The sequence below is a fragment of the Ramlibacter sp. P4_H7 genome (assembly GCF_056400765.1).
The window spans coordinates 151,082-164,234 of record NZ_JBFUKP010000010.1 but is presented as its reverse complement, the minus strand read 5'-3'; the positions used below and the strand labels follow the sequence as shown (position 1 = coordinate 164,234).

The window sequence follows — 13,153 nt, the reverse complement described above, 5'->3', positions numbered from 1 at the left end:
TGCGCAAGACTTCGCGAGAAGGAGCGTTGGAATGGACCACAGGCCCTGGCTGGCTAGCTACCCCGACGGGGTACCTCACGACATCAATCCCGAGCAATACGGATCGCTGACGCACTTGCTGGAGGAGTCGTTCCGCAAGAACGCGGCACGTCCCTTCTCGGTCTGCATGGAACGCTGGATGACGTACCGGCAGCTCGACGAGCTGTCGCAATCGCTGGCGGCGTGGCTGCAGTCTCGGGGCCTCGAACCGGGAGCCCGCGTGGCGATCATGCTGCCGAACATCCCGCAGTTTGCCGTCACGATGGCGGCGGTGCTCCGCGCCGGCTACACCTGCGTGAACGTGAATCCGCTCTACACGGCGCGCGAACTGGAGCACCAGCTGAAGGACTCCGGGGCTTCGGCGATCGTGATCCTGGAGAACTTCTGCCACACGCTGGAGGAAGCACTTCCCCGGACGGCGGTACGCCACGTGGTCGTGACCGCCATGGGCGACCTTCTGGGCACCGTCTACGGTCAGTGGATCACTTTTGCCGTGCGGCACCTGGCGAAGATGGTGCCTGCCTACCGCCTGGCCCAGACGGACACCTGCGAAGTCACTCCGTTTTCCACGGCGGTGGCAGAGGGGTCCCGGTTGCCGCTGCGCCCGAGCCAGCAGACGCTCGATTCGATCGCGTTCCTCCAGTACACAGGGGGCACGACCGGCTTGTCCAAGGGGGCCGTCCTCACGCACCGCAACGTGGTGGCGGCCATCCTGCAAGCCGAGGCGTGGTTCACGCCGGCGCTGGGCCGCATCGGCGACGTCAGCCGCGTCAACGGCATCGCCGCGCTTCCCCTGTATCACATCTTTGCGCTCACGCTGTGCCTGCTGGCGATCCGGTGGGGAGCGCACATGACGCTGGTTCCCAATCCGCGCGACATCGGCGGCTTCATCGACGTGCTGAAGAAGCGGCAGTTCCACATGCTTCCTGCGGTCAATACGCTGTTCAATGCCTTGCTGCAGCATCCCCAGTTTCGATCGGTCGACTTCTCGCAGCTGTGCGTTTCGCAGGCAGGAGGCATGGCCGCCTCCGAGGGGACCGCGCGGTCCTGGCGGCAGGTGACGGGTTCCGTGATGGTGGAAGGCTGGGGCATGAGCGAGACCTGCGCGATCGGCACCAACAATCCGCTGAACTCCAAGGAGTTCTCCGGGACGATCGGGCTGCCCTTGCCGGGGATCGATATCGCGATCAAGGACGATGAAGGGCGGTCGCTGGCGGTCGGCGAAACGGGTGAGATCTGCATCAAGGGTCCCAACGTCACGCCCGGGTATTTCGAAAAGCCCGAGGAGAATGCCAATGCGTTCACCGCGGACGGCTATCTGCGCACCGGCGATGTGGGTGTGATGGACGAACGCGGCTACACGAAGATCGTCGACCGCAAAAAGGACATGATCCTGGTGAGCGGTTTCAACGTGTTCCCCAATGAGTTGGAGAACGTCATTTCCCTGTGCCCTGGCGTCGTGGAATGTGCGGCCGTGGGCGTGCCGGACGAAAAACAAGGCGAGGCGATCAAGGTGTTCGTGGTGAAGAACGACGAGACCCTCACGGAGGATGGCGTGGTCAGCCACTGCCGCGAGAACCTCACCGGCTACAAGGTGCCCAAGTACATCGAGTTCCGCGACGAACTGCCGAAGAGCAATGTCGGCAAGATCCTGCGGCGGGAACTGCGCGCAGTGCGGTGAGCGAAACCAGCGCGAATCCGGGGACATCTTTGCTCCCTTCCGGTGTGACGGTTTTGGAGCGGGGCTGGCTGTCGTCCAACAACGTCGTCCTTCGGGGGCGCTCGGGTACTGCCGTCGTGGACAGCGGCTACTGGACGCACTCGACGCAGACGGTGGAATTGGTCGCGCGCGCAGCGGGGGATAGTCCTGTGACCACACTGGTCAACACCCACTTGCACAGCGACCACTGCGGTGGAAACGCAGCGTTGCAGGCGCGCTGGCCGGCGCTGCGGACACTCATCCCGCCAGGACTGGCAGAGTCCGTTCGTGCATGGGACCGTGTCGCGCTGACCTATGAACCGACGGGGCAGGAGTGCCCACGGTTCCACATCGAAGGAACATTGCGTCCCGGAACGTCCCTGCAACTCGGTGAATTTCTGTGGCAGGTCCATGCGGCGCCCGGTCACGATTCACACTCGGTCGTCCTGTTCGAACCGGAATCACGAACGTTGATCTCAGCGGACGCGTTGTGGCAAAACGGCTTCGGTGTCGTCTTTCAGGAACTTGAGGGGTCGGAGGCGTTTTCTGAGGTAAGGACGACCCTTGACGTCATCGAGCGGCTCGGGCCCAAGGTGGTCATTCCGGGACATGGATCGGTGTTCAGCGATGTCGCGGGAGCCTTGGCCAGAGCTCACAGCAGGCTGGACGCCTATCTGACCCACCCGGAAAAGCACGCCGCTCATGCGGCGAAGGTGCTGATGAAGTTCAAGCTCTTGGAACTGCAGACTGTGCCGCGCACCGACTTCATGGCTTGGGCAGATCGCACGCCGTACTTCGCGATGGTTTGGCAGCGGTGGTTTACCGCGCATGCGCTGGAAGTCTGGCTGGCGTCGATCTTGGAGGAGCTTGTTCGCAGCAGCGCAGCTCGCTTCAATGGACCGAATGTGGCCAACGCCTGAATTTCTTGCGGTGTGCAAGCGAAAGACACGAACTAAAAACAAAAGGCCCGGCATTGCTGCCGGGCCTTCGTCGCTATAACAGCCTGACGATGTCCTACTTTCACACGGGAACCCGCACTATCATCGGCGCAGAGGCGTTTCACTGTCCTGTTCGGGATGGGAAGGAGTGGGACCACCTCGCTATGGTCATCAGGCTTAACTTTTTGCCCTGCTGGACGGGGTCCAGCAAGACCAATTCATAGAGTCTAGTCAGCAGTGCAGCGGATGCTGCGCTTGATTTCTGATTGCGTTCAACCTTGGCATAACACCTTGATCGATTGATCAAAGTTATAGGGTCAAGCCGCACGAGCAATTAGTACTGGTTAGCTTAACGCATTGCTGCGCTTCCACACCCAGCCTATCAACGTCCTGGTCTAGAACGACTCTTCAGGGGGCTCGAGGCCCCGGCAGATCTCATCTTGAAACGAGTTTCCCGCTTAGATGCTTTCAGCGGTTATCTCTTCCGCACTTAGCTACCCTGCAATGCCACTGGCGTGACAACAGGTACACCAGAGGTGCGTCCACTCCGGTCCTCTCGTACTAGGAGCAGGCTTCCTCAAATCTGCAGCGCCCACGGAAGATAGGGACCAAACTGTCTCACGACGTTTTAAACCCAGCTCACGTACCTCTTTAAATGGCGAACAGCCATACCCTTGGGACCGGCTACAGCCCCAGGATGAGATGAGCCGACATCGAGGTGCCAAACACCGCCGTCGATATGAACTCTTGGGCGGTATCAGCCTGTTATCCCCAGAGTACCTTTTATCCGTTGAGCGATGGCCCTTCCATACAGAACCACCGGATCACTATGTCCTGCTTTCGCATCTGCTCGACTTGTCAGTCTCGCAGTTAAGCACGCTTATGCCATTGCACTATCGTCACGATGTCCGACCGTAACTAGCGTACCTTCGAACTCCTCCGTTACGCTTTGGGAGGAGACCGCCCCAGTCAAACTGCCTACCATGCACTGTCCCCGGCCCGGATAACGGGCCTAGGTTAGAACCTCAAACGCACCAGGGTGGTATTTCAACGTTGGCTCCACCAGATCTAGCGACCCGGCTTCAAAGCCTCCCACCTATCCTACACAGATCCGTTCAAAGTCCAATACAAAGCTACAGTAAAGGTTCATGGGGTCTTTCCGTCTTTCCGCGGGGAGATTGCATCATCACAAACATTTCAACTTCGCTGAGTCTCGGGAGGAGACAGTGTGGCCATCGTTACGCCATTCGTGCAGGTCGGAACTTACCCGACAAGGAATTTCGCTACCTTAGGACCGTTATAGTTACGGCCGCCGTTTACTGGGACTTCGATCAAGAGCTTGCACCCCATCACTTAATCTTCCAGCACCGGGCAGGCGTCACACCCTATACGTCCACTTTCGTGTTTGCAGAGTGCTGTGTTTTTATTAAACAGTCGCAGCCACCGATTTTTTGCAACCTCATTGGGCTCCATCCGCGAGGGACTTCACCTACTAAAGGCACACCTTCTTCCGAAGTTACGGTGTCAATTTGCCGAGTTCCTTCTCCCGAGTTCTCTCAAGCGCCTGAGAATACTCATCTCGCGCACCAGTGTCGGTTTGCGGTACGGTCGTTGCAAGCTGAAGCTTAGTGGCTTTTCCTGGAAGCAGGGTATCACTCACTTCGGCGGCAAGCCGCCTCGTTATCACCCCTCATCTAAGCCCGGCGGATTTACCTACCAGGCACGACTACAGGCTTGAACCGGGACATCCAACACCCGGCTGAGTTAACCTTCTCCGTCCCCACATCGCACTTGCAATCGGTACAGGAATATTGACCTGTTTCCCATCAGCTACGCATCTCTGCCTCGCCTTAGGGGCCGACTCACTCTACGCCGATGAACGTTGCGTAGAAAACCTTGCGCTTACGGCGAGCGGGCTTTTCACCCGCTTTAACGCTACTCATGTCAGCATTCGCACTTCTGATACCTCCAGCAGCCCTCTCGAGCCACCTTCACAGGCTTACAGAACGCTCTCCTACCACTTGCACTTGCGTGCAAATCCGCAGCTTCGGTAACTGGCTTAGCCCCGTTACATCTTCCGCGCAGGACGACTCGATCAGTGAGCTATTACGCTTTCTTTAAATGATGGCTGCTTCTAAGCCAACATCCTGACTGTTTTAGCCTTCCCACTTCGTTTCCCACTTAGCCAATTTTAGGGACCTTAGCTGGCGGTCTGGGTTGTTTCCCTCTTGAGTCCGGACGTTAGCACCCGGTGCTCTGTCTCCCGCGCTGTACTCTTCGGTATTCGGAGTTTGCCTTGGTTTGGTAAGTCGCCATGACCCCCTAGCCAAAACAGTGCTCTACCCCCGAAGGTAATACGCGAGGCACTACCTAAATAGTTTTCGGAGAGAACCAGCTATTTCCAAGTTTGTTTAGCCTTTCACCCCTATCCACAGCTCATCCGCTAGTTTTGCAACACTAGTCGGTTCGGACCTCCAGTACCTGTTACGGCACCTTCATCCTGGCCATGGATAGATCACTTGGTTTCGGGTCTACACCCAGCGACTGGACGCCCTGTTCGGACTCGGTTTCCCTGCGGCTACCCTATTCGGTTAACCTTGCCACTGAATGTAAGTCGCTGACCCATTATACAAAAGGTACGCCGTCACCCTTGCGGGCTCCGACTTTTTGTAAGCATGCGGTTTCAGGATCTATTTCACTCCCCTCCCGGGGTTCTTTTCGCCTTTCCCTCACGGTACTAGTTCACTATCGGTCGATTACGAGTATTTAGCCTTGGAGGATGGTCCCCCCATGTTCAGACAGGATTTCACGTGTCCCGCCCTACTTTTCGCTAGCTTAGTACCACACAGATCTTTTCACGTACGGGGCTATCACCCTCTGTAGCCGGCCTTTCCAAGCCGTTCCGCTAAGTTCTGCGCTATCACTAGCAGGCTCATCCGATTTCGCTCGCCACTACTTTCGGAATCTCGGTTGATGTCTTTTCCTCGAGCTACTGAGATGTTTCAGTTCACCCGGTTCGCCTCGCATGACTATGTATTCATCATGCGATACCGCTTGCGCGGTGGGTTTCCCCATTCGGAAATCTCCGGATCAAAGCTTATTTGCCAGCTCCCCGAAGCTTATCGCAGGCTATCACGTCCTTCGTCGCCTGTAATCGCCAAGGCATCCACCACATGCTCTTATTCACTTGACCCTATAACTTTGACCCCTCTCACGAGGATTCACAAGCCAATCAAGGAATCGCGAGGTCTTTCACCTCGCGCGTTATGCCGTCTTCAAATTGCAGCTTTCGCTCAATTGAAGTCTGGTTGACGCAATCAAAAAATTGTCATTGGCGGCACGGTCTGCACTAAACCTTTACGAATGTGCAGTTTCCGCCAACAACGCTGATTCGACTCTATGAATTGTTAAAGAACAGCCGATTGACTTGCAGCAGATGCCGCAGTCAACAACAAAACAGCCTGGCCAAAAAAGCCAAGCCGCTTTGGTGTTGATGTTGTCCGATGGGTTGATGGTGGAGGATGACGGGATCGAACCGACGACCCCCTGCTTGCAAAGCAGGTGCTCTCCCAGCTGAGCTAATCCCCCAGAGAATTCTTGCGCACTGGAGATGGTGGGTCTGGTTGGTCTCGAACCAACGACCCCCGCCTTATCAAGACGGTGCTCTAACCAACTGAGCTACAGACCCAGGCCGGTCGCGTGACGAGCTTTTGACGTCGCTGGCGACATCTTCCAACAACCGATAAGTGTGGACGTTTGAATTGGATTGCGGTTTCCAGAAAGGAGGTGATCCAGCCGCACCTTCCGATACGGCTACCTTGTTACGACTTCACCCCAGTCACGAACCCTGCCGTGGTAATCGCCCTCCTTGCGGTTAGGCTAACTACTTCTGGCAGAACCCGCTCCCATGGTGTGACGGGCGGTGTGTACAAGACCCGGGAACGTATTCACCGCGACATGCTGATCCGCGATTACTAGCGATTCCGACTTCACGCAGTCGAGTTGCAGACTACGATCCGGACTACGACTGGTTTTATGGGATTGGCTCCCCCTCGCGGGTTGGCAACCCTCTGTACCAGCCATTGTATGACGTGTGTAGCCCTACCCATAAGGGCCATGAGGACTTGACGTCATCCCCACCTTCCTCCGGTTTGTCACCGGCAGTCTCATTAGAGTGCCCTTTCGTAGCAACTAATGACAAGGGTTGCGCTCGTTGCGGGACTTAACCCAACATCTCACGACACGAGCTGACGACAGCCATGCAGCACCTGTGTTCTGGCTCCCTTTCGGGCACTTTCACATCTCTGCGAAATTCCAGACATGTCAAGGGTAGGTAAGGTTTTTCGCGTTGCATCGAATTAAACCACATCATCCACCGCTTGTGCGGGTCCCCGTCAATTCCTTTGAGTTTCAACCTTGCGGCCGTACTCCCCAGGCGGTCAACTTCACGCGTTAGCTTCGTTACTGAGTCAGTGAAGACCCAACAACCAGTTGACATCGTTTAGGGCGTGGACTACCAGGGTATCTAATCCTGTTTGCTCCCCACGCTTTCGTGCATGAGCGTCAGTGCAGGCCCAGGGGATTGCCTTCGCCATCGGTGTTCCTCCGCATATCTACGCATTTCACTGCTACACGCGGAATTCCATCCCCCTCTGCCGCACTCCAGCGATGCAGTCACAAATGCAGTTCCCAGGTTAAGCCCGGGGATTTCACACCTGTCTTACATCACCGCCTGCGCACGCTTTACGCCCAGTAATTCCGATTAACGCTTGCACCCTACGTATTACCGCGGCTGCTGGCACGTAGTTAGCCGGTGCTTATTCTTACGGTACCGTCATGAGCCCTCTGTATTAGAAAAGGCCTTTTCGTTCCGTACAAAAGCAGTTTACAACCCGAGGGCCTTCATCCTGCACGCGGAATGGCTGGATCAGGCTTGCGCCCATTGTCCAAAATTCCCCACTGCTGCCTCCCGTAGGAGTCTGGGCCGTGTCTCAGTCCCAGTGTGGCTGGTCGTCCTCTCAGACCAGCTACAGATCGTCGGCTTGGTGAGCCTTTACCCCACCAACTACCTAATCTGCCATCGGCCGCTCCAATCGCGCGAGGTCTTGCGATCCCCCGCTTTCAACCAGAGTTCGTATGCGGTATTAGCGTAGCTTTCGCTACGTTATCCCCCACGACTGGGCACGTTCCGATGTATTACTCACCCGTTCGCCACTCGCCACCAGGGTTGCCCCCGTGCTGCCGTTCGACTTGCATGTGTAAAGCATTCCGCCAGCGTTCAATCTGAGCCAGGATCAAACTCTACAGTTCGATCTTGAATTTGCTCTAGGAATCGAAGTGAACTTCACTTCTTTTCGTTGAGCGTTTGATTTGTTCCGAAGAACTTGGCAATCGCCATCAAACGCCCACGCTTATCGGCTGTATGTTGTTAACGAACCCGCAAGAACTTCCAGCATTGCGCCTTCTTTCCTTGCCAACCCCGCTGCGATCAGCGAAGCCCTCGATTATGACAGATTTTTTGAAGCTCTGTCCAGCTGTTTTTGCTGCTTCGTTTGCGATTCGCGCTTACGTCGCGAGTCGCTGGCGTCAACAGCGAAGCCCTAGATTCTATACCGACTTTTGATCGTCCGCCGAAGCGTTTGGGCTTTTTCTCTCCGCTGCCCCCGATGCGCTTTTCGCGCCGCCGTGATCAGCGAAGCCTGCAACTATAGCACAAGGGAAAACCCGAGGTCTACAGCGCGAAGGGCAGGCTCCTCTGCCGTTGCCCCGTCAGCCTGAACAGCGCATTGGCCACCGCAGGCGCTACCGGCGGAACGCCGGGTTCCCCGACACCGGCGGGGGGCCGCTCGCTGGGGACGATCCACGTCTGAACGAGCGGGGCCGATGCGAGCCGGAGCATGGCGTAATCGGGAAAGTTTCCCTGCTGGACGACCCCGTTTCGTATGTCGATCCGCCCGTACAAGGCGGCCGTCAACCCGAACACGACTGCGCCTTCCATTTGTTGGGCGACGATCTGGGGATTGATCACCGTGCCGCAGTCGATAGCGCAGACGACACGGTGGACCCGTGGAACCCCCTTGTCCACCGACACCTCGGCGACCTGCCCGACCACAGAGCCGAACGACTCATGCAGCGCGACGCCGAGAGCTCGCCCGGCGGGCATGACCCGCGTCCCCCATCCCGCTTTCTCGGCCACCAGATTGAGGACCGCGAGGTGCCGAGGAGCGTCCTTTAGCAGCGCACGCCGCAGTTCAATGGGGTCATGCTCCAGTGACCACGCCAGTTCATCCATGAACGACTCGCCGAAAAAGGCGTTGTGGGAATGCCCGACGGACCGCCAGAAACCCACGGGGACCCCGCTGTGCGTGAACACGTGCTCCATGCGCCGGTGCGGAAAGCCATAGGGCTGGTCGAACAGGCCTTCGGAGGCCGTCTTGTCCGGCAGGTCGATGGGGCCGGCCAGCTGCGGCAGGCCCCGCTCCATCCAGCGAGGGGAAATCGCGTCGCCGGCGGACTTGATCTGCAGCCCCACGGGTTGCCCCGCCCGATCGATCGTCGCGCGCAGGCGCGCTACATGCATGGGACGGTAGAAGTCATGGCGCATGTCCTCCTCCCGCGACCAGATCAACTGCACCGGGACACCGGGCATGTCCATCGCGACGCGCACCGCCTGCGCCACGTAATCCACCTCGAGCCTGCGCCCGAAGCCGCCCCCCAACAAGGTGACATACAGATCCACGCGCTCGATCGGCACTCCGGCCACGCGCGCCGCGGCGGCGCGGCACATGGGGGGAACCTGGGTCGGCGCCCAGACCTCGACCCGATCGCCGTCGACCCTCGCCGTCGCGTTCATCGGTTCCAGCGTCGCGTGCCCGAGGAACGGCGCGCTGTACCAGGATTCGAGGGTGCGCGCGCCATCGCGGGACGCCGGGTCCACGTCGCCGACCGCGAAGAATTGATGGCCCTCGTGCTGCTTCACCGCTTGTTCCAGCGCGAGCGCAATGTGGTTCGAGTTCAGGTCACCCGCCGCACGGCCCCGCCATTCCACGTCGACGGCCTGCACCGCCCGCTGAGCCTGCCAGAAGCTCGCGGCGACGATCGCAAAACCTCCCGAGGATCCCGCAAAGGCAGGGAGCAGCACCAGGCGCTCGACCCCGGGCAACGCCATGGCCGCCTTCGCGTCGATCCGCCCGGGCGCCCCCCCCAGCATCGGGGACAGACGCAAGGCGGCGAACTTCATTCCCGGCAGGCGGACGTCCAGCCCGAAGCGGGCAGTGCCATTCACCTTGCCTGGCACGTCGAGGCGCGCCGCGGGCTTGCCGATCACGCGCCAGCTCTGGCGCGCCTTCAGTTGCACCGTGCCAGGTGGCGTCGCGGCAGCGACGCGAGCCAGTTCCCCATAACTTGCGGAGTGCCCCGAAGGATGCGTCACGACGCCGTCGATGACCTGCAGTTCGTCGATGGGCAACTTCCACTGCAGGGAGGCCGCCCCCAGCAACGACGCACGGGCGGTCGCCGCGGCAACACGGACCACATCCCATGCATCCGCGACGCTGCTCGAGCCGCCAGTGACATTCAGCCCGAGTTCGCGCCCGAGCTTGCCCACGACCCAGCGTCCGGCCTTCACGCGGCCCAAACCATCTTCGCGATCCTCCTCGGACGGATGGAAAGGCAGGTTACCCATCAGCATGGCGACGTTGCCATACACGGCGTCCCATCCGGCTTGCTCGATGCGCACGCTGGCCAGCGGCACGTCGAGCTCCTCCGCCGCCAGCTGAGGGAGCGCCGTATGCACGCCCTGCCCCATCTCGCTGCGCGGCATCGCCAGCACCACCGTGCCGTCCGGCAGGACCTTGATCCAGCCGTTCAGTGCGATGTCCCCTTCACCTGGTCTCATCATCGACGCGAGTCCGAGTCGCGAGCGCTGCGGCGTCGCGAGCCAGCCGACCAGCAGAGCGCCCGCACTCGCCGTGGTGCCGAGCAGCCAGGTCCGTCGCTTCACGCCTTGAGCCCCGCCGCGCGCTTGATGGCGGCGCGCACCCGCTGGTAGGTGCCGCAGCGGCAGATGTTCGTCATCGCCTCGTCGATGTCGGCGTCCGTGGGCTTGGGCTTGCGCTCCAGGAGCGCCGCGGCCGCCATCAGCATGCCGCTCTGGCAGTAGCCGCACTGGGGTACCTGTTCGGCGATCCACGCGGCTTGCAGGGGATGGGCCCGGGCGGACGTGCCCAGGCCTTCGATGGTCTGGATGGCCTTGCCGGTCACGCTCCCCACCGGAACCACGCAGGAGCGCACGGCCTGTCCGTTGACGCGCACGGTGCACGCACCGCAGGCCGCGACGCCGCAGCCGAACTTGGTTCCGGTCAACTGCAACAGATCCCGCAGCACCCACAGCAGGGGCATGGCCGGGTCGGCTTCCACCTGCTGCCGCGCGCCATTGATATTGAGCTCCACGGAACCCCTCCCTTGAACGGCAGGTCCCACTATAGCCAAGCGCCACCACGTTGCCGATGCCTCGCGGCGCCACTGCAGCGGCGGTGCTACGCTCCATGCCTTTTCCGGTTCCCTCATGGCCCTCATCACGCTCGCCAACGCCCAGCTCGCCTTCGGCCATGTAGCCTTGCTGGACCACGCCGATTTTTCGCTGGAGGCCGGAGAGCGGGTCGGCCTGATCGGACGCAATGGCGCCGGCAAGTCCTCGCTGCTGCGCATCCTGGCCGGCCTCGAGCGTCCCGACGACGGCGAAGTGCAGCGGCAACAAGGCCTGCACACGGCCTTCGTTCAGCAGGAACCCGAACTCGACTCCGAGTCGACGGTCTTTGCGTCGGTCCAGTCCGGACTGGCGGACGTGGTCGCGCTGATCGACGACTACACGCACGGCCGTGGCGACCTGGACGCGCTCCAGGGACGCATCGAGGCCCAGGACGGCTGGAACTGGCAGCAGCGCGTGGACGAAACCTTGCACCGGCTGCATCTCGACCCCGAAGCGCGGATCAACACCTTGTCGGGCGGCAACCGAAAGCGCGTCGCGCTGGCGCAGGCGCTGGTGCGTCGACCGGAAGTGCTGCTGCTGGACGAACCGACCAACCACCTCGACCTCGATTCCATCGAGTGGCTCGAGAACCTGTTGCTGGAGTATCGCGGCAGCGTGATGCTGATCACCCACGACCGCGCCTTCCTGGACCGGGTGGCCACGCGCATCGTCGAACTCGATCGCGGACGACTGCTTTCCTATCCCGGCAATTTTTCCAGGTACCAGGCGCTCAAGCAGGATCAGCTCGCGCAGGAGGCCATCGTCAACGCCAAGGCCGACAGGCTGCTCGCGCAGGAGGAGGTCTGGGTGCGCAAGGGGGTAGAGGCTCGCCGCACCCGCGCGCAGGGCCGCATCACGCGCCTGGAACAGCTGCGCGCGCGCCGCGTGGCCCGCCGCGAAGCGCTTGGGCGCGTGAGCATGGAAGTCGCCACGGGGCAACCCACCGGGAAGATCGTGGCCGAACTCGCGCACGTGTCGAAGTCATTCGGCGAGCGGGTGATCGTGCGGGACTTCAGCAGCACCATCCTGCGCGGCGACAAGGTGGGCCTGATCGGCCCCAACGGCGCCGGCAAGACCACGCTTCTCAAGCTGATCCTCGGCGAACTCGCGCCGGACAGCGGGCGGGTGCGACTCGGCAGCAACCTGCAGGTGGCCTACTTCGACCAGATGCGCAGTGCGCTCGACCCGAACGCGACACTGGAGGATTTCATCAGCCCCGGCAGCGAGTGGATCGAGATCGGAAAGCAGCGCAAGCACGTCAAGAGCTATCTCGGCGATTTCCTGTTCTCGCCCGCGCGCGCCACCTCGCCGGTGCGATCGCTGTCAGGCGGCGAGCGCAATCGGCTGCTGCTCGCGCGTCTGTTCGCCCGGCCCGCCAACGTGCTGGTGCTGGACGAGCCCACCAACGACCTCGATATCGAGACCCTCGAATTGCTGGAGGAACTCCTGCAGGATTACGAAGGCACCGTGTTCCTGGTGAGTCACGATCGCGCCTTCCTGGACAACGTCGTCACCAGCACGATCGCCTTCGAAGGCGACGGGCGCTGGCGCGAGTACGAAGGAGGCGTGCAGGACTGGCTGACCCAGTCGCGCCGCGCGCGCGAGCTCGCGCAGGTGCCGGCGGCGCCGCCATCATCCTCGCGCGCGCCGTCGCAAGCGCCGGCGGCTGCGGCGCCACCCCCGCCGCAGCGCCGCAAGCTTGGCTACAAGGAGCAGCGCGAACTGGAAGCGTTGCCCGCGCTCATCGAGGCGCTCGAGCTGGAACAAAAGGAGATCCAGTCGCAACTCGCCGATGGCCGCGTGTACGGCGAGGACCCCGGTCGCGCGCAGCAACTCGCCTCGCGCAGCGAGCGCATCGAGGACGAGCTGATGACGGCGCTAGAACGCTGGGAGACCCTGGGTCAACTGTAGGCTCCTGCCGTCATCCGAAGGCGGTCATAGCTGACC

Annotated in this window: 5 protein-coding genes, 2 tRNA genes and 3 rRNA genes; 3 read left to right on the top strand and 7 right to left on the bottom strand. The window is 60.7% G+C overall.

Annotation, left to right across the window (positions count from 1 at the left end; translation table 11 throughout):
- Nucleotides 1–31 precede the first annotated feature (31 nt).
- Both AC1DSA_RS15530 and AC1DSA_RS15525 read left to right on the top strand, forming a co-directional pair.
- Entirely contained in the window at nt 32–1,720 is a 1,689-nt protein-coding gene (locus AC1DSA_RS15530; protein ID WP_477890706.1) for an AMP-binding protein, read from the top strand.
- A complete protein-coding gene (locus AC1DSA_RS15525) occupies nt 1,717–2,658 on the top strand; it encodes an MBL fold metallo-hydrolase (protein WP_477890704.1) in 942 nt (313 codons plus the stop codon). The genes AC1DSA_RS15530 and AC1DSA_RS15525 overlap by 4 nt, the downstream gene beginning before the upstream one ends.
- Nucleotides 2,659–2,739: 81 nt before the next feature.
- On the opposite strand, the gene rrf is transcribed toward AC1DSA_RS15525, so the two are convergent.
- The 7 genes from rrf to AC1DSA_RS15490 all read right to left on the bottom strand — a co-directional run bounded on the left by rrf (nt 2,740) and on the right by AC1DSA_RS15490 (nt 11,127).
- Nucleotides 2,740–2,852 (bottom strand): 5S ribosomal RNA (gene rrf, locus AC1DSA_RS15520).
- A 137-nt stretch (nt 2,853–2,989) separates the two neighbouring features.
- Nucleotides 2,990–5,869, bottom strand: a 23S ribosomal RNA gene (locus tag AC1DSA_RS15515).
- A 319-nt stretch (nt 5,870–6,188) separates the two neighbouring features.
- A tRNA-Ala gene (locus AC1DSA_RS15510) sits at nt 6,189–6,264 on the bottom strand.
- Nucleotides 6,265–6,287: 23 nt separating this feature from the next.
- Nucleotides 6,288–6,364, bottom strand: a tRNA-Ile gene (locus tag AC1DSA_RS15505).
- Nucleotides 6,365–6,455: 91 nt separating this feature from the next.
- A 16S ribosomal RNA gene (locus tag AC1DSA_RS15500) occupies nt 6,456–7,986 on the bottom strand.
- The 16S, 23S and 5S rRNA genes sit together here with 2 tRNA genes alongside, the layout of an rRNA operon.
- Before the next feature lie 421 nt (nt 7,987–8,407).
- Nucleotides 8,408–10,678, bottom strand: coding sequence for a xanthine dehydrogenase family protein molybdopterin-binding subunit (locus AC1DSA_RS15495; protein ID WP_477890702.1), 2,271 nt, complete (start codon nt 10,676–10,678; stop codon nt 8,408–8,410).
- Nucleotides 10,675–11,127, bottom strand: coding sequence for a (2Fe-2S)-binding protein (locus tag AC1DSA_RS15490; protein ID WP_477890700.1), 453 nt, complete (start codon nt 11,125–11,127; stop codon nt 10,675–10,677). Before AC1DSA_RS15490 ends, AC1DSA_RS15495 begins: the two co-directional genes overlap by 4 nt.
- Nucleotides 11,128–11,242: 115 nt before the next feature.
- On the opposite strand from AC1DSA_RS15490, the gene AC1DSA_RS15485 reads away from it, so the two are divergent.
- Entirely contained in the window at nt 11,243–13,117 is a 1,875-nt protein-coding gene (locus tag AC1DSA_RS15485; protein ID WP_477890698.1) for an ATP-binding cassette domain-containing protein, read from the top strand.
- The last annotated feature ends 36 nt before the right edge of the window (nt 13,118–13,153 follow it).

Excerpts from the sequence above, each read along its gene's own strand:
- AC1DSA_RS15530 (WP_477890706.1), top strand. The coding sequence starts at position 32 with ATGGACCACAGGCCCTGGCTGGCTAGCTACCCCGACGGGGTACCTCAC.
- AC1DSA_RS15485 (WP_477890698.1), top strand. The coding sequence starts at position 11,243 with ATGGCCCTCATCACGCTCGCCAACGCCCAGCTCGCCTTCGGCCATGTA.